At 66.1% G+C, this 25097-nt stretch carries 21 protein-coding genes, 1 pseudogene and 1 riboswitch; of the genes and pseudogenes, 8 read left to right on the top strand and 14 right to left on the bottom strand.

Translation table 11 applies throughout. The annotated features are described in order from the left end of the window. Window positions 1-55 precede the first annotated feature (55 nt). A complete protein-coding gene (locus DX03_RS04975; RefSeq protein WP_081797151.1) occupies window positions 56-2041 on the bottom strand; it encodes an AsmA family protein in 1986 nt (661 codons plus the stop codon). A 376-nt stretch (window positions 2042-2417) separates the two neighbouring features. Between DX03_RS04975 and DX03_RS21470 the strand changes: the two genes are divergently transcribed. Continuing rightward, window positions 2418-2552: a hypothetical protein gene (locus DX03_RS21470; RefSeq protein WP_280512938.1), complete on the top strand. Its 135-nt coding sequence runs from the start codon at window positions 2418-2420 to the stop codon at window positions 2550-2552. Here the strand turns inward: DX03_RS21470 and trhA are convergent. The 3 genes from trhA to DX03_RS04990 all read right to left on the bottom strand — a co-directional run bounded on the left by trhA (window position 2533) and on the right by DX03_RS04990 (window position 5830). Next, on the bottom strand, window positions 2533-3174 hold the full coding sequence (trhA, locus tag DX03_RS04980; RefSeq protein ID WP_038686842.1) for a PAQR family membrane homeostasis protein TrhA: 642 nt from the start codon (window positions 3172-3174) through the stop codon (window positions 2533-2535). The two genes, DX03_RS21470 and trhA, sit on opposite strands and share 20 nt — an antisense overlap. An 84-nt stretch (window positions 3175-3258) precedes the next feature. Then, window positions 3259-4863: a peptide chain release factor 3 gene (locus tag DX03_RS04985; RefSeq protein ID WP_038686843.1), complete on the bottom strand. Its 1605-nt coding sequence runs from the start codon at window positions 4861-4863 to the stop codon at window positions 3259-3261. Window positions 4864-4939: 76 nt separating this feature from the next. Further along, the gene (locus DX03_RS04990) at window positions 4940-5830 is read right to left on the bottom strand and encodes a M23 family metallopeptidase (RefSeq protein WP_038686845.1); all 891 of its coding nucleotides are present in this window, start codon (window positions 5828-5830) and stop codon (window positions 4940-4942) included. 177 nt (window positions 5831-6007) lie between these two features. On the opposite strand from DX03_RS04990, the gene DX03_RS04995 reads away from it, so the two are divergent. Continuing rightward, window positions 6008-8899, top strand: a complete 2892-nt coding sequence (locus DX03_RS04995) for an autotransporter outer membrane beta-barrel domain-containing protein (protein ID WP_038686847.1) — start codon at window positions 6008-6010, stop codon at window positions 8897-8899. Window positions 8900-9028: 129 nt separating this feature from the next. On the opposite strand, the gene DX03_RS20580 is transcribed toward DX03_RS04995, so the two are convergent. The 6 genes and pseudogenes from DX03_RS20580 to DX03_RS05025 all read right to left on the bottom strand — a co-directional run bounded on the left by DX03_RS20580 (window position 9029) and on the right by DX03_RS05025 (window position 12625). After that, the gene (locus tag DX03_RS20580) at window positions 9029-9514 is read right to left on the bottom strand and encodes a DUF3304 domain-containing protein (protein ID WP_081797152.1); all 486 of its coding nucleotides are present in this window, start codon (window positions 9512-9514) and stop codon (window positions 9029-9031) included. A gap of 109 nt (window positions 9515-9623) precedes the next feature. Beyond that, window positions 9624-9998 (bottom strand): DUF805 domain-containing protein, encoded by a 375-nt coding sequence (locus DX03_RS05000; protein ID WP_038686849.1) that lies wholly within the window; start codon window positions 9996-9998, stop codon window positions 9624-9626. A 357-nt stretch (window positions 9999-10355) separates the two neighbouring features. After that, window positions 10356-10778 (bottom strand): annotated as a pseudogene (locus DX03_RS20585) (DDE-type integrase/transposase/recombinase); the annotation flags it as partial. Between the two features lie 11 nt (window positions 10779-10789). Next, on the bottom strand, window positions 10790-11134 hold the full coding sequence (locus DX03_RS21095; RefSeq protein ID WP_185753328.1) for a hypothetical protein: 345 nt from the start codon (window positions 11132-11134) through the stop codon (window positions 10790-10792). A 298-nt stretch (window positions 11135-11432) separates the two neighbouring features. After that, a complete protein-coding gene (locus tag DX03_RS05015; protein WP_185753464.1) occupies window positions 11433-11747 on the bottom strand; it encodes a hypothetical protein in 315 nt (104 codons plus the stop codon). Between the two features lie 608 nt (window positions 11748-12355). Continuing rightward, window positions 12356-12625 carry a hypothetical protein gene (locus DX03_RS05025; RefSeq protein WP_038686856.1) on the bottom strand — a complete coding sequence of 90 codons (270 nt, stop codon included), beginning with the start codon at window positions 12623-12625 and terminating at the stop codon, window positions 12356-12358. 360 nt (window positions 12626-12985) lie between these two features. Here DX03_RS05025 and DX03_RS05030 point away from each other — a divergent pair, with 360 nt between their 5' ends. Both DX03_RS05030 and DX03_RS05035 read left to right on the top strand, forming a co-directional pair. Beyond that, window positions 12986-14071: a hypothetical protein gene (locus DX03_RS05030; protein ID WP_038686858.1), complete on the top strand. Its 1086-nt coding sequence runs from the start codon at window positions 12986-12988 to the stop codon at window positions 14069-14071. Further along, window positions 14061-14729, top strand: a complete 669-nt coding sequence (locus DX03_RS05035; RefSeq protein WP_185753465.1) for a hypothetical protein — start codon at window positions 14061-14063, stop codon at window positions 14727-14729. Before DX03_RS05030 ends, DX03_RS05035 begins: the two co-directional genes overlap by 11 nt. Before the next feature lie 268 nt (window positions 14730-14997). On the opposite strand, the gene DX03_RS05040 is transcribed toward DX03_RS05035, so the two are convergent. The 4 genes from DX03_RS05040 to DX03_RS20600 all read right to left on the bottom strand — a co-directional run bounded on the left by DX03_RS05040 (window position 14998) and on the right by DX03_RS20600 (window position 20084). Then, window positions 14998-17847, bottom strand: a complete 2850-nt coding sequence (locus DX03_RS05040; RefSeq protein WP_185753466.1) for a hypothetical protein — start codon at window positions 17845-17847, stop codon at window positions 14998-15000. 280 nt (window positions 17848-18127) lie between these two features. After that, the gene (locus DX03_RS20590; RefSeq protein ID WP_081797154.1) at window positions 18128-18613 is read right to left on the bottom strand and encodes a DUF3304 domain-containing protein; all 486 of its coding nucleotides are present in this window, start codon (window positions 18611-18613) and stop codon (window positions 18128-18130) included. 157 nt (window positions 18614-18770) lie between these two features. After that, window positions 18771-19388, bottom strand: coding sequence for an META domain-containing protein (locus DX03_RS20595; protein WP_185753467.1), 618 nt, complete (start codon window positions 19386-19388; stop codon window positions 18771-18773). Between the two features lie 114 nt (window positions 19389-19502). Continuing rightward, complete coding sequence (locus tag DX03_RS20600) at window positions 19503-20084, bottom strand: DUF3304 domain-containing protein (protein ID WP_102100665.1); 582 nt, start codon at window positions 20082-20084, stop codon at window positions 19503-19505. Window positions 20085-20517: 433 nt separating this feature from the next. On the opposite strand from DX03_RS20600, the gene DX03_RS05055 reads away from it, so the two are divergent. The 4 genes from DX03_RS05055 to DX03_RS05070 all read left to right on the top strand — a co-directional run bounded on the left by DX03_RS05055 (window position 20518) and on the right by DX03_RS05070 (window position 24800). Beyond that, a complete protein-coding gene (locus DX03_RS05055) occupies window positions 20518-20994 on the top strand; it encodes a hypothetical protein (protein WP_038686865.1) in 477 nt (158 codons plus the stop codon). A 271-nt stretch (window positions 20995-21265) separates the two neighbouring features. Continuing rightward, a riboswitch (SAM riboswitch) is annotated at window positions 21266-21386 on the top strand. Window positions 21387-21463: 77 nt separating this feature from the next. After that, window positions 21464-22495 carry a homoserine O-succinyltransferase MetX gene (gene metX / locus DX03_RS05060; protein ID WP_038686867.1) on the top strand — a complete coding sequence of 344 codons (1032 nt, stop codon included), beginning with the start codon at window positions 21464-21466 and terminating at the stop codon, window positions 22493-22495. Further along, window positions 22492-23736, top strand: a complete 1245-nt coding sequence (locus DX03_RS05065; RefSeq protein ID WP_038686869.1) for an O-succinylhomoserine (thiol)-lyase — start codon at window positions 22492-22494, stop codon at window positions 23734-23736. Before metX ends, DX03_RS05065 begins: the two co-directional genes overlap by 4 nt. Next, window positions 23733-24800: a homoserine dehydrogenase family protein gene (locus DX03_RS05070; protein WP_038686871.1), complete on the top strand. Its 1068-nt coding sequence runs from the start codon at window positions 23733-23735 to the stop codon at window positions 24798-24800. The genes DX03_RS05065 and DX03_RS05070 overlap by 4 nt, the downstream gene beginning before the upstream one ends. The last annotated feature ends 297 nt before the right edge of the window (window positions 24801-25097 follow it).

Here is a 25097-nt window from a genome sequence, read left to right on the forward strand (position 1 = left end):
GCATACCGCTCCCGGTAGGTACCGACCGTTGGTCGGTACGCTGACTTGGCCGCACTCACTTCGCGTAACGACCCCCGCAGTTCGAATCCTTGCCCGGACCGGTTTCGATGGTGGCCAGCAGCGCGGCGGGCGGGGCGATGCTGCCCAGGGTCAGGGCGATCGCACCGCGGATGCCGAGTGCCTTGAAGTCCGGGCGGAACGACGGGTCCTTGAAGCTGCCGCCGATACGCAGCGGCGAGCGCAGGGCGAGGATGCTGATGTCCTTCGGCCGCGGGCGCAGCAGCAGGTCCAGCTGTTCCTGCTTGAGGTCCACGGTGCCCTCGCCCACGATCAGCGTGTCGGTGGTATCGAAGGCAAGCGCGCGCGAGGTCATCACCCCGTTGGCCACGCCGAAGTCACCGAAGGCGCAGCGCAGCGGAATCTGTTTGTCGCCGGTGAACAGGAATTTCAGCGACTCGGCCACGTCCAGCCCCGCCAACTCCATCACCAGGTTACCGACATGCCCGCGGCCGATCCCGAGGGCGACGTTGCCGTCCGAACTGCCCAGCATGGCCGCAACCGAGTTGCCCGTGCCGGCCAAGGTGAGGTCGCCGCTGATGCCGCCGGAGGCCTGCTCGGCCAGTTTGGAATCAGGCATCAGCTTGCCGAGCTGGATCTTGCGCAGGCTGGCCTGCAACTGTGTGGCGATGGTGTCCTTGCGGGCATCCATGCGGATGGTGCTGCGGATGTCGCCGCCGGCCACGCCGAAATTCAGCGGCTCCAGGCGCAGCAGGCCGGCCTCCAGCTTGAGGTGCGCGTCCATGTCGTCCAGCGGCAGCACCGGCGAATTGATCCGCTGCGCCTTCCAGCGCACGTCGGCGTCCATGGCGCGCAGCTTGGTGAGGTTGTACGGAGTGTCCGGCAGCACCTTGGCGCGTGCGGCGAGCGCGGCGGCCTTGGCCTTCTGTTCGGCGTTGGCGGTCTCGCCGGCGCCGGTCTTCGGGGGCGCCCCGATGAAGCCGGCCAGATCATCGAAGTCCAGGCGCTTGGAGACTAGGTCGGCCTTCAGGAACGGCCGTTCGCCACCGACGTCGATCTGCGCGGTGCCGCCCAGGTCGCTGTCGCCGGCGGTACCGGTGAAATTCTCGTAGCGCCAGATATCGTTGTTGCGCTTGAGCCGGCCCTTCAAGCGGTACGGCGGCGTGGAGGGCATGGCCACGCCGATCAGCGGGAACAGGTCTTCCATGTCCTGGCCACTGAGCATCAGTTCAAGATCGAAGGTGCGCAGCGCGAAGGGGTTGGTCAGGGTGCCGCTGGCGATGGCATGGGTACCACCGGCGCGCCCGTCCAGGTGGATGCGGAACGGGTGGTCGCTGTTGGTCAGTTCCAACGGCGATTCGGTGCTGCCGTCCAGGGAGAACGGGTTGCCTTTCCAGCGGCCCTTGCCACTGACCAGCAGGGGCGGGGCGCTGTCTGCGCTGCGCGGTTTGCCGCTGTTGAGGGCGACCAGCACGTCGGTGCGCCCGGCGGCATCGAGAAACTTCAGGCGCCCATCATCGATGAGCAGGCGCTGCAACTGCGGCGGGTTGCCGGTGGAGGGCCCCAGGAAATCCCAGTTGCCGGGCGTGTCCTTGCCGGGCCCGGTTTCGAGCAGCAGGTCCGGGCGGGTGAGGCGGACTTCGGGGATATGAACCTGGCCGCGCAGCAGGGGCCAGACGCGGATGGCGATTTCCGCGCGGTCGGCGCTGGCCATCTGCGGGGTCTTCGCCCAGGTGGCGTTGGCGAAGGTGAGGCGGTCGGCGCGAATGGTGGTGGTGCGGCCAAGGTCGACGTCGAGATCCCCGTTGATATGGAACTCGCGCCCGGTCTTGGCTTGGACGGCGCGTTCGACGGGGCCTTTGAACCAGTTCCAGTCCCACAGCGCGATGAGCAGGAGGATGGCGGCGAAGAGGAAGACGAGGATGGCCAGCCAACGCTGTCCACGTTTGCCGGGACGACGCCAGCGCCAACGGCGCGACACGGGGGATGGGGCAGGGGAGTCGACAGTGTTCACATGCTCCATCCTTCCCTGTTCATCGTGCAGGGGGTGCGAAGCATTGGTAAGGATGGTGTCAGGGTGCGGTTTTTTTAGAAGCTTTGGAGCAACAGCAAGAGCAACAGCCACAGCAACTGCAACTGCAACTTCAACGGCCTTTGGCTGAGGGTTTTGCTGGAGGAGAGGCGCTGGCTGTTGCCTTGCCGTCGCTCCTGCACTCGCTCAGTGCCGACCTCCGGTCGGCATGCCCTTACCCCTCCCACAAAAGCGGCAATAGCTCAGCTCCGCTCCACCGCTTTCACCAAGAGGCCCGAAAAACTGTCAGGGGTCGGGGCGGGTGGGTTGGCGGGACCGTTGGGCGCCATGGATGGCGCCCACGAGCCTCCAGGGATGGATTCACGGCGTGTCCCGCCAACCCACCCGCCCCGACCCGACCGACAGCACCGGCCAACCGGCTCCAGCAGTTGAAGTTGAAGTTGACCTTGACGTTAAAAAGTTGCCGAAAAAAATCAACAACCTCAAAGAATCTGCGCAGTAACCGCGACGAAATGGCAGACGCTGCCGCCGATCACGAACAGATGCCAGATCGCGTGCGAATAGCGGATCGACTCGCGGTGGTAGAAGTACGTGCCCAACGTATAGGACAGCCCGCCGGCCAGCAGCCAGCCCAGCGTCCAGCCGTCGATCGACGCCCACATCGGCTTGATCGCCACCATCACCATCCAGCCCATCGCGATGTAGATGATCGTCGACAGCAGCTTGAAGCGGCCCGTAAAGAACAGCTTGAAGATCACCCCGGCCAGCGCCAGCGCCCAGATCGCCGTGAACATCCCCCAGCCCCACGGACCGCCGCGCAGGCCGATCAGCGTGAACGGCGTGTACGTACCGGCGATCAACACATAGATCGCACAATGGTCGAAGACCTTCAGCCGCCCCTTCGCCACCGGGTGCTGGATCGCGTGGTAAAGCGTCGATGCCGTGTACAGCAGCAACAGTGCCACCCCGAACACGATCGCGCTGGCCAACTGCCAGCCGTCGCCATGGATGGCGGCAAGGGTGATCAGCACCGCACTGGCGGCGAGCGCGGCAACCGCGCCCAGCCCGTGGGTCAAGGCGCTGGCGATTTCTTCACGAACAGAAGCAACTGTAGTCATGGCCATCGACGGTGCGGGGAGGGGGACCCGCTCCCCCCTATCATCGCCGCGTTGGCACGCGCATGCACGCGTGCCTGTTCAGCCGCTGTCTCAGGACACCGAAATGCTGTGTGCCGCCTCGCGCGTGGCCGCGAACCGCACGTCCGGTGCGCGTTCCTGCGCCAACTGCAGGTTGACCCGCGTCGGTGCCAGGTACACCAGCTGGCCGGCGGCATCGATGCTCAGGTTGCCCGCGTTCTTCTCGCGGAACTCCTCCAGCTTCTTTTCATTGCTGCAGGTCACCCAGCGCGCCGTGGTCACGCTGACCGGCTCGAAGGTGGCTTCCACGCCGTACTCGTCCTTCAGGCGGTAGGCCGCCACGTCGAACTGCAGCACACCCACCGCGCCCAGGATCAGGTCGTTGCTCATCAGCGGTCGGAAGAACTGGGTGGCGCCCTCTTCGGACAGCTGCGCCAGGCCCTTCTGCAGCTGCTTGAGCTTGAGCGGATCGCGCAGGCGTGCGCGGCGGAACAGTTCCGGGGCGAAGTTCGGGATGCCGGTGAAGCTGACCGCTTCGCCTTCGGTGAAGGTGTCACCGATGGAGATCGTGCCGTGGTTGTGGATACCGATCACATCACCCGGCCACGCCTCGGCGGCGATCTCGCGGTCGCTGGCCATGAAGGTCAGCGCGTTGGCCAGCTTCATTTCCTTGCCGGTGCGCACATGGAAGGTCTTCATGCCCGCCACGAAACGGCCCGAGCACACCCGCATGAACGCCACGCGGTCGCGGTGCTGCGGGTCCATGTTGGCCTGGATCTTGAACACGAAGCCGGTCAGCTTGTTTTCCTGCGGGGCGATCACCCGGCCGGTGGTGGCGCGCGGCTGCGGCGACGGCGCGTGCTCGACGAAGAAGTCCAGCAGCGGCTGCACGCCGAAGTTGTTCACGCCCGAGCCGAAGAATACCGGGGTCTGCTTGCCGGCCAGGTAAGCCTCCAGGTCGAACGGATGGCTGGCGCCCTGCACCAGTTCCAGTTCGTCGCGCAGGTCGGCCAGCATGCGCTCGCCGATCTTCTCGGCCAGGCCCGGCGAATCGATCGACGGGAAGATGGTCGAATCCTGGCGGGTGAAGTTGCGGCCCTGCTCGTACAGGTGCACTTCACCGCTGATCAGGTGCACCACGCCCTTCAGGCGCTGGCCCATGCCGATCGGCCAGGTCACCGGCGCGCACTGGATGCCGAGCACGCTTTCCACTTCATCGAGCAGGTCGATCGGCTCCTTGCCTTCGCGGTCGAGCTTGTTGATGAAGGTCATGATCGGGGTGTCGCGCAGGCGGCACACTTCCATCAGCTTGATGGTGCGCTCTTCCACGCCCTTGGCCACGTCGATCACCATCAGCGCCGAATCCACCGCGGTCAGCACCCGGTAGGTGTCCTCGCCGAAGTCGGCGTGGCCGGGGGTGTCGAGCAGGTTGACGATCTTGCCTTCATACGGGAACTGCATCACCGAGGAGGTGACCGAGATCCCGCGCTCCTTTTCCAGCGCCATCCAGTCGGACGTGGCGTGGCGGGCGGCCTTGCGGCCCTTCACCGAGCCGGCCATCTGGATCGCACCGCCGAACAGCAGCAGCTTTTCGGTCAGCGTGGTCTTGCCGGCGTCAGGATGGGAAATGATGGCGAAGGTACGGCGGCGCGCAGCTTCGGTAGCGACTTCGGACATGGCGTGACGCGCCCGCCCGGGGCGCTTTTCATGGAGATAAGCCGCCCAGTATAGCGGGGGTAGGGGGCGGCCGGGGTCAGGGTTGCCCGGCGTCGCCGCCGGCGGCGGCCTCGCGGGCGAAGTGCAGCTCGCCCTGCGGGGTCACGATACGCACCGGCACCGAGCGCAGTTGCATGCCGCTGTTGGCCTGGACCACGAAGTGAAGGTGCGGGGCGGTGCTGTAGCCGGTGTTGCCCGACACCCCGATGCGCTGGCCGGCTTCCACCCGCTGGCCGCTGCGCACCAGCACGCCATTGGCCTGCAGGTGGGCGTAGACCGCCATGCTGCCGTCCTCGTGCAGGATCCGGATGAAGTTGGCCCGGTCGCGATCGCGCTGCGGATCCAGGCCGTGGTCAACGAAGTTGCCCTGCACCTGCATCACCCGGCCGGCCCGCGCGGCCAGCACCGGGGTGCCCTCGGGGAGGGCGAAGTCGATGGCATCGCGGTTCTCGGCATCGGTATGGCTGAAGCGGCCCTGCGGGGCCTGGCTGACCTGGAGGTGGGCGGCGTCGAAGGGCAGCCGGTAGGCCACGTCCTGGGCCTGCGCGGCCGGGTCGCCGGGCACCGCGTCCAGCAGCAGGTCCAGCCGCGGCACGCCGTCGGGCAGCTGCAGGCGGGTCACCACCACGCTGGACGCGCCGGGCAGCACGCTGCGCAGCGGCAAGCCGGGCAGGGGGGCTGCGCCGGGGGGCTGGCGCAGGCCGACCTGCACCGGGCCGGCCAGGTGGTTGTCCACCCGCGCCTGCCAGCGGCGGTCGGCGCCCTCCAGCGCGACCGAGGCGATCGGGCCGCTGTCGGCGCCCTGCGGCGTGGCCGCTGGCGGCTGGGCGATGCCCCAGCCGCTGCGCCAGCCGGCCCCGTTCGGCGCCGCCACGGCCGGGATCGCCAGGGGGCACAGCAGCAGGGTGGCCAGCAGGGCACGGCGCATGGGCGGGATCCGGGACAGGTGGGCGCGACTGTACGCAAGCGCGCTCGTTGAGGAAAGCACGCCTGCCATGGGGGCCGCCGGGCACGTGCGGCGATATTCGCCGTTACCTCACTGACGCTGAATGAGGCTGCCGCATGGGTTCACGTGGATGCCCGGGGCCGCGAGGAGGGCCCGTCCATGATCAACACTGCCACGCCGCGGCTGCGTGTGCGGCCCCTGGTGGCCGCGCTGCTGCTGTGCGGTGCGCTGCCGGCCACGGCGGCCGACAACCCGCAGGTCGCCAACGGCGTCCACCTGGATGTACCGCCGGGCACCTATACCTCCTCGACCGGGGAGGTGTTCCGCGCCTCCGGCAATGGCGGCTCGATCAGCGGGCGTGATTCGGTGCTGACCGCCACGGCGGAAGGAGGCACCGGGCGCGGCGTGGTGGCATTCGGCGCAGGCAGTTTGGTCACGTTGGACAACAGCGAGATCGTGGTGACGGGCGAGTCCGGTGTCGGGGTGGAAGCGGCCTCGGGCGGAGAAGTGCGCATTGCGGGCACACGCATCGAAATGCAGAAGCGGGGGTTCGGTGTCCTTATCGGCACCAACAGTACCGGCACCTTGACCGACAGCACGATCATTCATGCCGGTGCGAACTTTGGGGTGCTGAATTCGGGCGCACTAACGCTGGTTCGGACAACCGTGCTGACCAGCGAACCGGGAAGCATCGGCATCAGCGCTGCGGGTGTGTCGACCGAACTGCAGGACAGCGTGGTGCGCACTATCGGGAACTTTGCCAATGCCCTGGCGATGAGCCAGGGCGTGACGGTGCAGATGGCCGGCACCACGTTGTCCACCTCCGGCAGTAACGCCGCGGCCGTGCTGGTGCGCAGCGGCGGGACGCTTGCGGTCAGCGGCGGGACGATAGCCACCGGTGGCGACGATGCGGCGGGGATCCAGTCGCAGGTATTCGGTGGGGTTCCGGCCACCATCGGCCTGGACGGCGTGGCGATCACCACCTTCGGTGCCCGCTCCGCCGGCATCCAGCTCAACGGCGCGACTGCCCTGACCGTCACCGGCGGCAGCATCGACAGCGTGGCCTCGGCGGTGATCGCCGGTGCCGACAGCGCCACGTTCACCGGCACACGATTGACCTCCACCGGCGATGCGGCCTCGACGCTGCGCCTGACCGATGCCGCCGGTTCGTTCCAGTTGACCGATACCCAGCTGCGCGCGTCCGGTGCCGACAGCTGGGGCGCCGACATTGCCGGCCGGTTCGAGATGGCCGGTGGTCGCCTGGACAGCGTGCAGTACGGGGCGCTGCGCAGCGACGGCGGCGTGGTCGAGCTGTCGGCAGGGGCGCAGGTGAGTGGCGGCAACGGGCATCTGTTCGACCAGGCCAGTGCCGCGCCCACCACCTTGTCGATGCGCGGTGCGACGCAGGCCAGCGGGGATATCGGCTTCGTTCCCGGGACGCCATCGGGCAGCTTCGCCGCAGCGACCACGGTGGCCCTGGACAGCGGGGCGGTCTGGACCGGCGCGACCAGCGCCACCGTCACCGGGCTGTCCATCGCCGGCGGCAGCCGCTGGCAGCTCACCGCCGGTTCGGACGTGCAGGCACTGCGCGTGGACAACGCCACGGTGGCTCTTTCCGATCCCGCCGCCGCGGGTTTCCACACCCTGCGGGTGGACGGCGACCTGGACGGTGGTGGCGGCACGTTCGCACTGCGTGCCCGGCTCGGCGCCGATGGTTCGCCCGGCGACCTGCTGCATGTGCGGGGCGATGTCCGCGGCCAGTTCGGTCTCCAGGTCGACAATGCCGGCGGCGCCGGCGGGTTGACCGTGGAGGGCATCCGCCTGGTGCAGGTGGACGGCGCATCCACCGGCGGCTTCACCCTGGCCGGGCGCGCGGTGGCCGGGGCGTACGAGTATTTCCTGTTCCAGGGCCGGCCGACCGTTGCCGACGGTCACTGGTACCTGCGTTCGGTGTACGTGCCGCCGCCGGATCCGTGCACCGCCGATCCGAATGGGCCCGGCTGCACCCCGCCGCCGGATCCTTGCACCGCCAACGCGTCCTTGCCGGGCTGCCCGCTGCCACCGGACCCGTGCACGGCCACTCCGGACCTGCCGGAGTGCCGCCCGCCGACGCCGATCTATCGCCCGGAACTGGCCGCCTACCTGGCCAACACCAGCGCGGCGATCGACCTGTTCCAGTACGCGCTGCACGGGCAGGCCGGCATGGCGATGGGGCCGGCCGGCGCTGTGCCGGACCGCGGCGCGTGGGTACGCGCCGACGGCCGCCAGCGCAGGCTGCCGGGCGAAGTCGGCCAACTGTCCACCGCGCAGGAGTCCGCGGTGCTGCGCGCCGGCGTGGATCTGCTGGCCTCCGATGACGGGCGCGCGGCCGTCGGGGTGATGGCCGCCCACGGCGTGGCGACGGTGCAGGCGGCATCGCGGCTCACCGGCTACAACGCCCGCGGGCGGGTGCAGGGCGCCGCGGTCGGTGTCTATGCCAGCTGGGTACAGGCGACAGCGCAGCCCGGTGGTGCGTTCGCCAGCGGGTGGCTGCAGGCGGGGCGCTATCGCAACCGGGTCGATGGCCAGGCCATCGCGCCGGAGCGGTACGACACCCGCAGCTGGGCCGGGTCGGTGGAGGGCGGCTACCGCTGGCACCTGCCCATCTCGCCGGTCGCCGCGCTGGTGGTGGAACCGCGTGTGCAGGCCACCTATACCCAACTGCGTGGCGGCGACCACCGCGAAGCGAACGGCACCGTGGTGGCCGGATGGGACCAGGGCGTATGGCGCGGGCAAGCCGGTGTTCGGCTGGCCTGGCGGGACACGGCCGGCCCGGTCCGGGTGCAGCCGTTCATCGGCGTCAGCGCCGTCCGCGACAGCCGCCCCACCACGCTGGCGCTGGACCAGGCGCGGTTTGCCTCGGCCCAGCCGCAGGACCGTTACCAGGTGCAACTGGGCGCCGAACTGGCCCTGGCCTCGGGCTGGAGCGGGACCGGCCTGCTGGTGTTGGAGCGTGGCGGCCACGGCTACCGGCAGCACTCGGGCGAGCTGGGGCTGCGCTACCGCTGGTAGCACCGGATGTGCTGCCGGCCGGAAAATCTTGGCGGCTGATGAGGGAAATCCCTGGATCGAACCGTAGCTTCCTTCAACGCCCTACGGCCATCTTCGGGCGTCGGTTATATGCAGTGGCAATGGTCCCGCTCATGGCTTCTTCTTCTGATTTCGCCACTCATCCCTGATGGGATCCTCACCTTCGTTCAAACCTGCTTCCGGGCCTGTTAAAGGGTAATCCGGATGCCCCAGAGAAAGCGATGTAACGAAAATTTTCACGTCGCCATTTCGCAAGAAATGGACTGCCATTTGAGAAGCTTCCGCATCATATTCTGGAACAGCCACTACCTTTTGCTTGAAGTTTTCCAGATCGTTGGTCCACTCAATTGCGACCTCATAACCAGGATGCCACCTGCCGGGGATTGACGTACAGCAACTGGTCTTGCCACCGCCCCGGTGGGCGTCAATGAAACCATCCCCTCCACCCCCATCCAGAACAAACTGGACGATCGTGGTATCGGTATGGTTATAGCCGACCACACCCACAGAACTCATTTTTGAACCTGGCCTGCAAGCCACTGCCGTCAGGCTCACCAGGAGCAAAAGGCCCAGTAGTCCAATGGGTTTCAGGCGCATTCAAATTACTCCATTGTCGCGGTGCGAGTGCTGAGCACATTGCAGCTGTCGTTAAGGCGGATGGATAAGGAGGAGCCCCGTGTCACGGTGCTGTCTGGTACTGGCGGAACTACAACGACGCGGGCTCAGCGCCGTAGCGGTTCGGGCCGGTCGTTCCGGGCATCAGGGTAAGCGCCAGCAGGATCAATCCACCGATGTACGGAATCACCACCAAGAGGCAAAACCACCCGGAAATGTCGCTGTCGTGCAGACGACGAACGGTCACCGCAATGGACGGAACAAGGACCGCTAGTCCGAGTGCCGTCAACAGCGTCGCGTACAGTACCAGCAGAATTTCGCTCTGAATGGCGTAGCCGACATACATTGCCGCATATCCATTTGCCGCGACCAAGCACAGCATCAGGTAGAACATCCAATATTCCTTACGGCCGGAACGGCCCCGGAAATCGGCATAGCGCTTCAGCGCTAGAAACATCGAACTCATCTGAGAGGTAAATCCAAAGGAGGAGGAATGCGCTGCGGCACATCGGTATGTGGACCGACGCACGCAAAGCGTGCCTGCATCCTAGGAAAGGGTGGAACGAAGCGCCATGCCACAAGTTGCATATGTGAAAAGGTCCGCGCTACGGCTATGGCCTACTGCCCCTCCAAAACGGGATACGACTCCATCTCACACTCCTGCCGAATTGGACCAGTCCTTCCGCGCTACTACGGCCGCTCGATAAGGCGAGGACAGCGCCTCCTGCGAACCGGTCAATAGATTGCAGTTGATAGTCGGGCCCAGATCCGTCGGTGCGCCCGGACTGAATCGCCCCGGCTTCTCTGTAGACACACCGAAGCCTCATTTTGATTGCTGCTTTTCGAGCTCTACCGGAGATAGCCCGTTGTTGTGCCCGTGCTGTCGTCTGGTGTTGTAGAACGTCTCGATGTAGTTGAAGACGTCGGACTTTGCTTCCTCGCGAGCCACGTAGATCCGGCGCTTGATGTGCTCGCGTTTGAGAAGTTGGAAGAAGCTCTCGGCGACCGCGTTGTCGTGACAGGTATGTCGCCGGCTCATGCTACTGACGAGTCCATGCGCTTTCAGGAAATCTTGCCAGTCGTGTCCAGTGAACTGCGTGCCTTGACCGGAATGCACTAGCAGCTCGGCGGGCGGCTTCCGTCGCCATACGGCCATCATCAAGGCTCGCAGCACCAGGTCGGCGTGCATCGTCGATTGCATCGCCCAACCTACGACCATTCCTGAAGGAAGATTCAGGACGGCAGCGGCGATCGGGGTTAACAGTGGCCCCGTGGCCGCAACAGCAACAGCGCAAGCATCGATCCGAGCGGAGGGCACACCAAGGCCAGCAAACCCCAGGCAAGTGCGTTGCGATGGCTGCGATGTGCCGTGACGAGCAACGCGACGAGGTGCACCGCGCCGCCTGCCACGATGACGGGCAGGTGCAGCGCTACCGCGATTGAGGACGGGTAGAGCTGCCAGATCAGCAGCGCCGGGCCGATGGCGGCGGCTGCCAGCAAGTACGCGTTGAGTGCCCATTGATAGCTGCAGCCCGGGCATGCCCGGGCCTGCTGTTGTGGTGGTGCCAGGGGCGGCAGCGGCGGAGGTTGTCGGTCGCTCATGCGAGAGTGAGTACAAGCAGGAGTACAAGCTCGGTGGCTCCGGCCAACGCCACGCCGCAGGCGAGCCCGCCAATACTGGCGCCTCGAGTGCCACACAAGTGACCAGCGACCAGCGCGGTGACAGGCAGTACCGTTGCCGCTGCAGCGGCGGTCCACCATGCCCAATAGTTGTGGAACATGAAGTCAGCCATTGTCAGTACCTCCACCGTGGCGTACGCGGCCATTCCGACGCCGGCCCAGATGGTCAGCGTGCACAGGGAGGCAGGGCTGTAGGCAGACCTTCCGCCACTGCACGTCATCACGCAGCCCAGTCGGATAGGAGGGTGTATACGTACAGCACGATCCGGTAGCCCACCACGGCGACAGGGAGACTCACGAGTACACCGGAAAGCGAGGCGCCGAGCGTGTTGCGTGTGATGCCCGTGATCAGGGCCGCCACTAGCAGAACGACGTAGCCTCCTGCCAATGTAGCCAACGCCAAGTAGGCGTAGCCAATGCCTCGGCCCGGGTCGGAGAACGCCAGCGCGACGATGATCATCAGCAGAGGGCACGCGCTGCACCACGCAAAGAAATCAACCATTCCACCGCGGCGGCGTGGGGCAGGCAGGGCCATCGGGGACGAGCTTGAACTGTTGGTCATAATTCAAATATCGCGGTGGCTGGTCTAGCGGGTGGATATGGCTTGCGAGAGAGCATCTGCGTCGATGATGCGGTCGGGGATGGCGTCGTTCAGCGGGGAACGTCCTGTGCGTTTGAGCACGTGTGGGGACAGCGAGGCCGCAGCAGCAACAGCGCAAGGATCGATCCGAACGGGGGGCATAGCGTCGCCGCCAGCCCCCACAGAACCACGCTGCCAAGGCTGCCATGGCTGCGATACGCCGTGGCCACCAACATGACGACGTGCACGACGGCGCCTGTCATGATGACGGGCAAGTAGAGCGCCACCGCCACCGAGTCCGGGGCGATGTGTGCCAGCAACTGCGCCAGGCCACTGGCGACAGCGGCCAGCAGAAATGCGTTGAGTGCCCAGCGGTAGCTGCACCCTGGGCATGCCCGGGGGACGCCGCCGCTCTGCTGCGGTGACGTTGCGATGGGTGGTAACGGCGGAGGCCCTGCGACTCTGTCATTCATGCGGGAGCCGCCAGCCGTCCTGCGCGTAGCCCAGATAGCGATCACGTTGGTGGATTCGGCGGGAGGACAACGTTACGTCAGCGCATTTCATCATGTACCCCAGGCGTGCAGGCTCATCACGATGAGCAGGATCACCACCGCGATGGGATAGCTGATCAAGACACCCACCAGGGATGCTAGAAGTGTCTTGCGTATGATGCCCGTGATGATGGCCGCGAGTGTCAGTGCGATGTAACCGACGACCAATGCAAATGCTGATAGATAGTAGTAGCCAGCGGTGCCGTCGGTGACAGAAAACAGCAGTTCGGTGATGAGCGGGAGCAGGGTGCAGGCACTACACCAGGCAATGAAATCGGTCATTTTATGGCGGCGGGACGGGGCGGCTGCGGAAGTCGCGGAAGCGGGAAGGGGGGCGTGCGACATAAGGCACTGGCTCGCTTCTATGAAGACCGGATGTCCGGCAGGAAAGCCGAATCCTAGCGCCGAGCAGCGGCGACTTGAATGCAACAATTCTGAAATTCGTGGTGGAGGCGGTCTGTGCGACGGTCTGCGCACGCAAGCCAGTCTGCCACGGGGAGCACGGGGTCACATGCGACAAAGGTTGCACCCGTCGCCAAGAGGTTTTGCAACCTTTTGTATTCTGGTGCGTCGTCTGTGCTCGCTACCATGCGTGCTTCTGTCCTGAGGGAATCACGTCCGGACGCTGCACTTGGAGTACTGATGCAATCCCACGTCTCCGTACGTTCCGTCCTTGCCACTGCTCTACTCCTACCGTGGCTGACGGTCGTGCCGAATGCCCTGGCCAACCTGCCTGAAGCCGAGCCCGGACCTGCGCTCGCCGCGGACCTGGTGGCCGTCATCGAATGCCGTGCAGATGCCGACGTGCACGAGCGCATGGGCACGTTCGTACGTGCACTGGGCCCGCAGGGGTCGCCCGCTGGCTTCGGCCCGGGCGGGATGCCGGCGTGGACGAAAGCCGACTCGGGGAGTGCATTCCAGTCCGACTATCGCCTGTCGGCCCCCATTACCGTGTTCGGGCATGCGACGACGCGTGTGGCCCTGCAGGGAAACGTCTACGCGGCCGTGCTGGAGGGGGTGACGCTGCCGGCGTTCGCTGCGGCGCATGCGTTGGCGCCGGACGTGGAACGCCCGGGAATCGTCGCCCGCACGATCGCAATGGAAGGGCGGGGGAGCGGTTACGTGGAGCGTATGTCGCTGGAGGCTGCCTGGGTTGCCAGGGATCCTGGTGGCGTCCTGGCTGGTTGCGAGGTGCGCGTCTCGAATCGCTGGGACGCAGTCGCTGACGACGTGTCGTCGCCCGCGCGCGTAGCGGTGGACAAGGACCTAGGCAGTGTCCTCCAGCGCGTGCTGGTGTGTCGCGCGGGCTTCGCCGAGGCGAGGGAGGCACGCGGCGCGCTGAACCGGGCCCAGGCCGGTGCGACGCCGGTACAGGGCTGGCGGCCGGCGCGCGATGCCGATGGCAATGGGTACTGGGATGCGCCTGCAGGCTTCCGGGTGGATGGCCGCGCGGTGGCGCGCATCGTCGAATCCAATGGCCACCTGGCGGCGGTTCACCCAAGTGACGTGCCGGCTACCCTTGCCGGGCGGCTCGGCATGAACGAGGTCGAAGACGAGCACGGTGTGGCGATGTTCCTCGGTGAATTCGACCCGCACCTAGCGGAGGACGGGTGGTGGGAAACACGGACGCCGTTTGTACGCGGTCATGCCAGCGGCGGCGCACTTCGCGGCTGCGAGTACGTGGAGGAGTTCGCAGGTGAGCCCGAGGCAGATGCCAATGGCAACTGACCACGCCGCATCCGCTGCAGGTTCTGCAGCACAGCGCCACCTTTGCTGGGCGGATGCACGTCGCATTGCGGTGGTGGCGATCATCGCGCTGGCGACGGGCTGCACCTCGCTGGACGGGGCAGGTGGCGCGCGTCTCCCGGCGCAGCATGCCGTGCTTGACGACCTGGCGACGCTGATCGAATGCAGGGGCGACGCAGGTGTCTATACGCGTGTATTGACAGCCTTGATCGCCACCATGGCTACGGGAGATGCGCCGACAATGCCCGGTGCCGGGCCTGTGTGGACCATTCGCAAAGGGGATGTGGGGCCGTATGTCATTGAACTCGAACTTTCCACATCGATCACTGTTGCCGGGCACCGCACGCGACACGTCGCCTTTCAATCAGCCGGTGCAATGACCGGTGCTGTCGCTTACCTCGATGGCACCTCCCCGGCCAGGGTCGCGCACCAGCTGGGGCTCACCCACGAACCTGGGGAGCCCGATGAGGTCTGGTCGAAGGAGTTTGAACCCGCTGAGGGAGACGCCGGGATGCAGAACATATCCCTGCACGTGGACGCCGTGATGGAGCGCGACGATGAAGGGGAGGGGCGTGTCGTGCGCGGCCCTGTCATGGTCGCCTGCGTCGTGGATCCCAGCCCCGACGTTGGCTACGATTAATGCCGACACTGCGAGCCCTTGAAACATCGGGCGTCGGCGTTTCGTCTTCCCGCTCACTAAAGGCGCCGCCGTCGTTCTGTTGGTGCAGGCCGGGGCCGGGCGCTACCATCCAGCGCCTGTGCGCGCTCGCTGGGCTATGCCAGTCCTAGCACCTTCGCCGCGATGTTCAAGAAGCGCTTCGGGCAGCTGTCGAGTCAGTTTTTCGCTTATTCTCCCCGTCGCACCACATGGTGGGGCGACGTTGCGCGGTGATGCGTCGCACCGCCACCTACTGTGGCTGCAATCTGATTTTCCTGCGCCCATTCTTGTAGAGATACGTGACAGTCATCGGCTCACCGACGGTAACGCAGTCCAGCAGCAGGTCGGCCTCGGCGCCATTGCCGTCGGTCCAGTTGCCCACCCAGTGCCACTGGTCACCTTGACGATGGTTGCCGCCTCCGAAGCGCACCCACGCCCGGACATGGGTTTCCGAACGGCGATGTGATGCCATTCGCCGCGAGGTCAGCAGCACCTCCGTGGCGATGCCGCGGTAGCTGCGCTTGCACAGGTTGGGACTACGCCGCCAACGGAGCGCACGCAGTTGCGGATTGCTCAGCAATGCCAGTAGACCCAATCCGACCATGCTTCCGCCGACGATGCCCAGCATCCACGGCAGTTGGTGCAGGGGAAGGCCCAGCAACAACAGCACCGCCACGAGCACCACGAGACTAGCGCCGAATATAAGGCAGATACCTCGGACTGCGGCCTCTGCAGAACCGCGCAGTTCCGCCCAATCCGCGTCCGTCATCGGGCCTTCCTGCACTTCAACTTCCGGTATCTCCGGGTAGCGCAGCGCCGCCAGCCAGTGTTCGTCCACCAGCGTCGCCATGGCTGGCATCCCCGTTACCACCGGCACGTACAGATCGATCCGCGCATCCTGGGCCCACCGTGGTACGTCCAGCTCAACCTGGCGGCTGCCCTCGGCGGTCAACAGCAGGATGTCACGCGTCCCGGTTGCGGCGACGGCCTCCAGACCGGTGGCTTCCAGCCGGTTGTCCACCCGACGCTGTGGATGCGCGGCACACCGGGTCATGGATCGTGCCGGCCGCCGCCGTTCGGCGGCCCGCAGTCGTAGCAGGTGGGGGATGGCAAACGGCAGGCCGATCAGGGCCAGCAGCACTCCCGGAGCGGCGAGCGCGACCAGCTCCGGTGCGCGGACCGGTTTGGCGGCGGTAAGCAGCAGATACAGGCCTGCGACAGTCCCGGGCAGGATGAAGGTCATCGCGATCAATATGACGATGCGTCGTGCCGTGCGCAGCTCGGCCTGGAATTCGCGTTTGACCTGCTGCGCACGCTGATTGACCGGCAGATGTGGAGGGTTGGGGGAGGGCACGGGTGTCACGGGTGCTCGGAGGGAGGAGCAGGTGAGGGGGGGAGCGTAGGGCCCGGTGGCGGAGGTGGGCCGTTCGGAGGGCAGGCTGGCCAGGATCCGCCCTTCGGCGGTCAACAGATGCATCAGGCCATCCACGCCAATCCCTTCGATCAAGCCATCGGCCCGTTCCGACGCGGACACCAGCAGCGGCTCAGGCTGTTCAGAGTGGCTGGCCAGATCGTAGAACCGGGCCGTCGCCTCGCCCGCCGCCGGTGCTTGTCGGTAGACCAGCACGGCGCCTCCCACGGAAGCCACTTCCGCGTAACGAGGCGGCACCCGCCAACGACCGTCTTCGCCGAGCAAGCCATGGAACTCGCCCGATTGAACGACGAAACCGCTGCTGCCATCGGGCAATGGAACGCGCGCGGGTAACGTCGAGGATGCTGCGTCGATGGCGGTTCCAGTGATGTCCAGTATCTGCCACTGCTCGTCATCGGCCCGTGCCGCCACCAAGGTGGTGCTGAGCGGGACGATCTCCTCGTAACGCGGGGCAATTCGCCAGTCGCCGCGCAGGTCCAGCAGGCCGACTCCTTCTTCGACATGGGCGACCAATAGATCGTCTCGGAGGACGGTCGTGGTTCCGTTCTCGACAAACGCCTTCAAGCCCTTGTAGCTGCACGGAAGCAGTGGCTTGCCCTGCGGGGTGGCCGTGCCAGCACGCCATTCGTGGTCCACCTGGAGGACGGCGCGCCGGTTCAACGGCATCAGCACAGGGCCCATCATCGGCGACATTGCCTCGCCTTCGAGCGTCGCGACATAGGAACCCTGCTGGTTTGCGAAGATGTAATAGCCCAGTGCAGCACCACCGCCCTGCACACAGTCATCGCGCTTCGGCGACAACGCTTCCCCCTTTGCAGTGAAGTACAGGCAGGTTTGGGAGTTGGGCAGGGTCGCGATGTACATACCCGTGTCCAGGCGTCCCATTTCCTGGTAATCGGCCAGCGGCAGCAGCTCGCGGCCTTGCGCGTCCAGGACCGTTCGGCCGCCGTCGCGCTCGGCCAGCAATACCTTGCCGGCAGCCCGGATATCGGCGTAATCGCCGCGCCCTTTCCAGGCCAGTTGCGTGTCGATCAGGCCGAAGGTACGACCATCCCGCGAGGCTGCGGCGAAGTCATGGCCGTCGAGTTCCTTAAGCGAAGCAAATTCTGCCAGCGTGCGGCCATCGGCACCCAGTACCGACGTCGTGCAAACATCGTTGTTGCACTGTTCCACGGTGGGCGCGCCTGCCCAACTGCGCGCGTGGTGGCGTCGGCCCGTGCCGCCGGCCTCGAAGTGGCGTACCCGCTTCCCGGTGCGGTCGTAGTAGGACAGGTCGCCGCCGTACTCGCTGGCACGGGCTTGGATCAGCCCGTTGCCATGCACTTTCAGTGAGTAGAACTGCCCGTGCACAACCACCTTGCCCGTGGCATCGATGATGCCTTTGCCGACACCGTCGTAGTCGTCGAATACCGCCAGTCCGTTGGTGAACGTGGAGATGGCCTTCGTTTGGTAGGCGCCCAGCCGATTGCCGGTGCCGTCAACCAGCACGCAGTAATTGGCATGGCACAGCGCGTGGTGGGTGTCCTTGCCGGGGGCCGGAGGCCGGTCTGCCAAGGGCAATGGCGCGGAGGTCGCCACCAGCGGGAGTGCGGCGGCGAGCAGTGCGGCTGGCCATGCGCGGAGGCGCTGTTGTGGAAAGAGGGGGCGGGCAAGAGAAGGGGAGGGCATGGGGTGCGTTAGCGGCGGCGTTGCGTGACAGCCTGGCCGAGTGCAAGGTATGCAATTAGTTGCGAATTGCCGGCGAATGTCGCATCCGCTGTAGCGCGGTCGCGACGGCTTCCGGCAGCTCTCGGGCCAGTTGGGGCTGCGCTACCGCTGGTAGCGCAGGATGTGCTGCCGGCCGGAAAATCTTGGCGGCTGATGAGGAAAATCCCTGAATCGAACCGTAGCTTCCTTCAACGCCCTGCGGCCATCTTCATCGGTTACATGCCAGTGGCAATGGTCCCGCTCATGGCTTCTTCTTCTGATATCGCCACTCATCCCTGATGGGATCCTCACCTTCGTTCAAACCTGCTTCCGGGCCAGTTAAGGGATAATCCGGATGCCCAAGAGAAAGTGATGTCACAAATATTTTCACGTCGCCGTTGCGCAAAAAGTGGACTGCCATCCGTGAAGCCTTCGCGTCATATTCTGGAACAGCTATAACCTTTTGCTTGAAGTTTTCCAGATCGTTGGTCCACTCAATCGCGACCTCGTAGCCAGGGTGCCACCTGCGTGGGATTGACGTACAGCAACTGGTATTACCACCGCCCCGGTGGGCGCGAATGAAACCATCCCCTCCACCCCCATCCAGGACAAACTGGACGATCGTGGTATCGGTATGGTTATAGCCGACCACACCCACCGAGCTCATTTTGGAACCTGGTCTGCAAGCCGCTGTCGTCAGGCTCACCAGGAGCAACAGGCCCAGTAGTCCAATGGGTTTCAGACGCATTCAAATTGCTCCATTGTCGAGGTGCGAGTGCTGTGCGAAGACCCTATGCAATCGGGTAGCCATCGATGGGCTGCCTGCGCTCCGTTTGGCAGCGTGTCTACTGCACCGAAAAAGTGATCGGCTGTTTTGCGTGGCGACCCGTGCCGAGGCGGGAGGATCACCAGTGACCCTTGGGTGGCGTGCGATAGATCAGGGTGGCGGTGACCTGATCGCCGTTGAGGATATGGAGCAGCGCATCGTCGCTCGCCAGCCGGTAGCCAGTGGCATTGCTCAGGGCGGCGGCGAAGCGGTCCCCCACGTTGTTGAACTTCTCCTTGTGGCAGCGCGAGCCGATGCGGGCCAGGCCGTCGATCTTCAGCCGCGCGCCCTGTTGGTGGTACAGCGCGGTCATCGGCTGGCAGCCGGCGTAACCGGTGAGGTGCTGGCCATCGGCTTCCAGGATGATGAAGCCGGCGTGGGATTCGGGCGAGAGGGTGATGGCCGGATGCGCGTCGCTGGCCGGCAGATCGCGCAGCTTCCATACCGTGTTCAACAGCGGTTGCGGCGGTTCGGGTGCGGTTGGCCAGGTTCTCCAGATATCGGGCACTGACGGGTCTGTCAATTCGGTTTGTGCGCAGGCAGTCAGCACGGCCGCGATGAGCAGCAGGGGCAGGGCAGGTTGTCTTTTCATGGTCATTCCTGAAATTGCGCGCCGGGCGGCAATGCGGAGGAAGGTGCAGAGCGGGTGCCGCGCTTCATTGCCCGTTGCCGCACGCCAGAACGCGGCGCGCCCCATTGCTGTGCCCCCGGCTGGCCGCGAACCAGCGCGGCACGTGTTGCAGGCCCGCGCTTGCATTGGCAGGTTCGTTGAACATGCGTGTTGGGAGCGCCGTCAGGTAGCCGAGCGAGTTCATTCATCGCGGCCAATTCCAATTTCTTCGTTGAAGTTTTTGTGAGGGAATCCTGCGCCGGGATATTCAGGATGGTTCGGGGCCAGCATGGCCGGAACCACCAGCACGTGGTCGTCGGCGAAGATGTGCAGCCAAGTGTGGCCCACATGCGTGTAAGGATGAACGGGGACGTCCTTTTCAATCCAGCGACAGCCTTCGTCCTGAGGTATGCCGGGGATGTAGTAAGTGCCACGCGCACAGCGCCGCCATTTGACATGCACGGTCAACCCTGGGTGCCAGCGTTGCGGCAGACTTATCGCGCTGAGCACGGTGCTGCCGCCAGCCCCGGCGCTGTCGCCGCCACGCCCATTGACATAGACCGGGCGCACGAAGGTATCGGTAGGCTCATAGTCCATCGAGGTCAGGCTGCCACCAACGCGGCTGGATGGATCGTTGTCATGGTCATCCGGCTGTTTGCAGGCACCGAGGAGAGTGCATGCCAATGCGACCAACAGCAGGACGCGACGCTCCGGATGCGCTGACCCACTGTCGCGATCAGGGTTGGGTGCCCCGCCAAGGGTGTGCAGATCAGATGCGTTCATGGTGGTCAGCGCCCGCAATTTGAAGCCGCTGGATATTGCCGCGTATCAGCTGCTCGGCGCAGCCTCGTCCAGCGACGGGGGAAGGTACCGGGGGAAGGTGCCGGGGTGCATGTCAGGTGCCGGATGGGGTACAGCCAGTGTGGCTGCGGCGTCCCGGGTGGGCCATGCAACTTGTTGAGGATTTCGGTTCCGGCACGGCAGGGTCACCCCGGCACTCCACTTCCGCGGCGGAACGTGGACGCCTGGCCGCTCTTCAGTCTCATTTGCGGGGCAGATGCGACAGGCCGGCGGATGGGCGGACCATGCACGGCCGGTGCTCAACCGACCTGCGCGGGGCTGGGTAATGCGGAGCGGGGTGTGGCGGAATACCATGTGACGCCCTGCATTGGATGGCACGTGGCAGGCGGGTGGGAAAATACGATGGGGAGTCGACATGAATGCACGAAGACGAATTGTCCTGACCATGCCTGCGTCGGCGGTCGATACGTTCGAGGCTTTCCACAACCATCAGGTTCGCCTGGAATGGGATACGTTGCTGTCGTGCGCGCAGATCGAAACCGGGGGCACGCATCCATATATCGGCGCTGTCAGCTACAACCAGGGGCGCGGTTGGAAAAAGCACCTGTCGATGCGCACGCGCTTTATCAACTATCGTCGCTCGGAGCTCGCTGCGGCCATACTGGTTGAGCCCAGCGGCCCATTTGAATTCTGGGGCGCGACAATGCGTCACCGTGATCTGGACAGCGGCACGTCGCAGTTGGTGTACTCCTTCAACCTGCGGCTGAGGCCTGCCTGGCTTGGGTTTTTGTTGAATGGCGTGGCGATCCGGATATTCGAATATGAAACGCGGCGGCGATTCCAGGCACTGGCCGGGTATCTGGAGCGTCAGGCCGGGCGATCATTGATCTGATTGCGTATTCAGCGCGGTTTGCCTCGGTCCAGCCGCAGGACCGTTACCAGGTGCAACTGGGCGCCGAACTGGCCTTGGCCTCGGGCTGGAGCGGGACCGGCCTGCTGGTGCTGGAGCGTGGCGGCCACGGTTACCGGCAGCACTCGGGCGAGCTGGGGGGTGCGCTACCGCTGGTAGCCCGCCCCGCCGATCGACCGCTGATGAGAAAAAGCTATATCGCTTCATCCGGATGAAAGGATTGACATCTCCGGAAAGGGCTGGCATCGTAGCCTCACCATCGAGACCGGCAGAGGGACAGGCCCTTTGAAGCCGGGGCAGCCCGCAGGCGCGCAAGCGACCTGCGTAGGTGCCAAATCCTGCGGAGACCGTTGTGGTCTTCCGAAAGATGGTTCGAACCGTGCGCCGTGCGTGCACCTCGAACGCGAGCTCCGCGAAAGCTCGATGGCCGACTCCTTCTCTGGATACCGCCATGGGTTTCGCTACTGCCGCCGCTGTTGCCACCGACGCCTTCGCACCGATCAGCGTCCCGCTCGATACCAGCTTGCACGCCGTGCGCGGCGATATCGCCGCGGTGCTGTCGATGCGCCATGGCGGGCCGCGGCCGGTGCGCCTGCGCTATGAGCTGGTGGGCCGCAGCGATGCGCCGGTGGTGGTACTGGCCGGCGGCATCTCCGCGCACCGCCACGTGGCGGCCAATGCCGACTTCCCCGAGAAGGGTTGGGCCGAGGGCCTGGTCGCGCCCGGGCGCAGCCTGGATCCCACCGCCCTGCGCATTCTCGCCTTCGATTTCATCGGCGCCGACGGTGCGCTGGACCTGCCGATCGATACCGCCGACCAGGCCGATGCGCTGGCGTTGCTGCTCGACCAGCTCGGCATCGGCCAGCTGCACTGCCTGGTCGGTTACTCCTACGGTGCGCTGGTCGGCCAGCAGTTCGCGGTGCGCCATCGGCAGCGGCTGCGCAAGCTGGTGGCGGTCAGCGGCGCGCACCGCCCGCATCCCTATGCCGCCGCCTGGCGCGCGCTGCAGCGCCGCGCGGTCGCATTGGGCCAGCTGCAGTGCGCCGAAAGCCACGGGCTGGCGCTGGCCCGCCAGTTCGCCATGCTCAGCTACCGTACCCCGGAGGAGTTCGGCGACCGCTTCGACACCGCCCCGGAGCTGGTCAATGGCCGCGTGCGCGTGGCTGCCGAGGACTATCTGGACGCCGCCGGCGCGCAGTACGTGGCGCGCACCCCGGTGGACGCCTACCTGCGCCTGTCCGAATCGATCGACCTGCACCGCGTCGATCCCACCGCCATCCAGGTCCCCACCGTGGTGGTGGCCGTGGAAGGCGACCGCCTGGTGCCGCTGGCCGACTGCGTCGGCCTGGTCGAGGGACTGGGCCCGCGCGGCAGCCTGCGCGTGCTGCGCTCGCCCTACGGCCACGACGCCTTCCTGAAAGAAACCGATCGCATCGACGCGATCCTCGCCAACGCCATCCATTCCCCGGGAGAAACCGCATGAGTCTGTCCACTGGCACCCCGCCGTCCTGTAGCCGCGTCACCGCCGCCGTGCGTGCCGGCATCGACCGCGATACCGCCCACGGCGCGGTGACCCCGCCGATCGTGCTGTCGTCGAACTTCAGCTTCGATGGCTTTGGCAACAAGCGCCAGTACGACTACACCCGCAGCGGCAACCCGACCCGCGACCTGCTGGGCGAAGCGTTGGCCGAGCTGGAAGGCGGCGCGGGCGGCGTGATCACCTCCACCGGCATGGGCGCGATCAACCTGGTACTCAACGCGCTGCTGCAGCCCGGTGACACGCTGGTGGTGCCGCACGATGCCTACGGCGGCAGCTGGCGCCTGTTCAACGCACTGGCGAAGAAAGGCCACTTCGGCCTGATCACCGCCGACCTCACCGACCCGCGCTCGCTGGCCGATGCGCTGGCGCAGTCGCCCACGCTGGTGCTGGTGGAAACCCCGTCCAACCCGCTGCTGCGCATCACCGACCTGCGCTTCGTCATCGATGCCGCGCACAAGGCCGGGGCCAAGGTGGTGGTGGACAACACGTTCCTGTCGCCGGCGCTGCAGCGGCCGATCGCCTTCGGCGCGGATCTGGTGCTGCATTCCACCACCAAGTACATCAACGGCCACAGCGACGTGGTCGGCGGCGCGGTGATCGCGCGCGATCCGGCCGTGCACGAGCAGCTGGTGTGGTGGGCCAACGCGCTGGGCCTGACCGGCTCCCCGTTCGACGCGTTCCTGACCCTGCGTGGCCTGCGCACGCTGGGTGCACGCCTGCGCGCGCACCAGGAAAACACCACCGAGGTGGTCAACCTGCTGGCCGCCAGCGATGCGGTGGCCAAGGTCTACTACCCGGGTCTGGCCGACCACCCCGGCCATGCCATTGCCGCCCGCCAGCAGGACGGCTTCGGCGCGATGCTGTCCTTCGAACTGGCCTCCTGCCCGGGCGATGATCCGCACGCGGCGGTGCGCGCGTTCGTGGATGGCCTGCGCTGTTTCACCCTGGCCGAATCGCTGGGCGGTGTCGAAAGCCTGGTGGCGCACCCGGCCACCATGACCCACGCGGCCATGACGCCCGAAGCGCGCGCGCATGCCGGCATCAGCGAGGGCCTGCTGCGCCTGTCGGTGGGCATCGAGTCGCCGGAAGACCTGGTGGCCGACCTGCAGGCCGGGCTGGAGCGCGCGCAGGCGGTGATCGACCTGCACGCGCAGGCCGTGGTGCGCAAACAGGTGGATGCATGAGCGCGGTTCTGTCCCTGGTGGCCGCGCCCGCACGCCGCCTGGCGCTGCTGGGTACCGGCACCGTGGGCACTGCGTTCGTGCAGCGCTACCAGTCACTGCAGGCGCGCGGCGTGGCCTTGCCGGCGTTCTCGTGGCTGGCCAATTCGCGTACCGCCCGTGCCTGTGCGCAGGCACCCGACCACGAACTGCAGCAGGCCAACCTGGCCGTGCGCGGCGCGCCGGCGCTGCAACCGTGGGCGGAAGCGGAAGGCCTGCAACGTGGCGATGTGGTAGTGGATGCCACGGCCAGCGACGACGTGGCCAACTGGCACGAACAATGGCTGGCGCGTGGCGTGCACGTGGTGACCGCCAACAAGCTGGGCCAGGGTGCGCAGCTGGCGCGGGCGCAGGCGATCACCGAAGGGCGGCTGGGCGGCGGTGCGCAGTACGGCGACAGCGCCACGGTCGGTGCCGGGCTGCCCCTGCTCAGCAGCCTGCGCGCGCTGGTGGCCGGCGGCGACCGCATCCACCGCGTGGAAGGCGTGCTGTCCGGTTCGTTGGCCTGGCTGTTCCATCACTACGTCGGCCAGCGCGCATTTTCAGAATGGGTGCGCGAGGCGGCCAGCGCCGGGTATACCGAGCCGGATCCGCGCGTGGACCTGTCCGGTGAGGACGTGCGCCGCAAGCTGCTGATCCTGGCGCGGGCCAGTGGCATCGCACTGCGCGGTGAGCAGGTGGCGGTGACCTCGCTGGTCCCGGCCGCGCTCGCCGCGCTGCCGACTGACGCCGCGTTGGCACAGTTGTCGTTGCTGGATGCACCGCTGCAGGCGTTCTGGCAGCAGGCGCAGGAGCAGGGCGGCTGCCTGCGGTTCGTGGGCGGCTTCGACCATGACGGTGCAACGGTGGGCCTGCGCATCCTGCCGCTGGGCCACCCGCTGGCCGGTGGCGGCCAGACCGACAACCGCGTGGCCATCCACAGCGATCGCTATCCCACCCAGCCGCTGCTGATCCAGGGGCCGGGTGCAGGCGCGGACGTCACTGCGGCGGCGTTGCTGGATGACGTACTGGCGATCGTGCGGCGGTAACGCCTACCGTTGGTGGGTTGCTCTTGATCTGATGCCTCGCGCGAACGGCAGCCGACCAACGGTCGGCTCTACCGGTTCGGGTGCAGCGGTGAAGCGGGGCATGTTGTTGCTGGCGCCTCTCTTCTCGTAGAGCCGACCGTTGGTCGGCTGCTCCTGATCTCAGCATCGCGCGAACGGCAGCCGACCAACGGTCGGCTCTACCGGTGCGGGCGCATCGGTGACACGGGATATTGCAACGCTGGCGCACTCCGCTCGTAGAGCCGACCGTTGGTCGGCTGCTCTTGACGTCATGCATCG

The organism is Stenotrophomonas rhizophila (genome assembly GCF_000661955.1).
In the GTDB taxonomy this organism is placed as follows: Bacteria; Pseudomonadota; Gammaproteobacteria; order Xanthomonadales; family Xanthomonadaceae; genus Stenotrophomonas; species Stenotrophomonas rhizophila.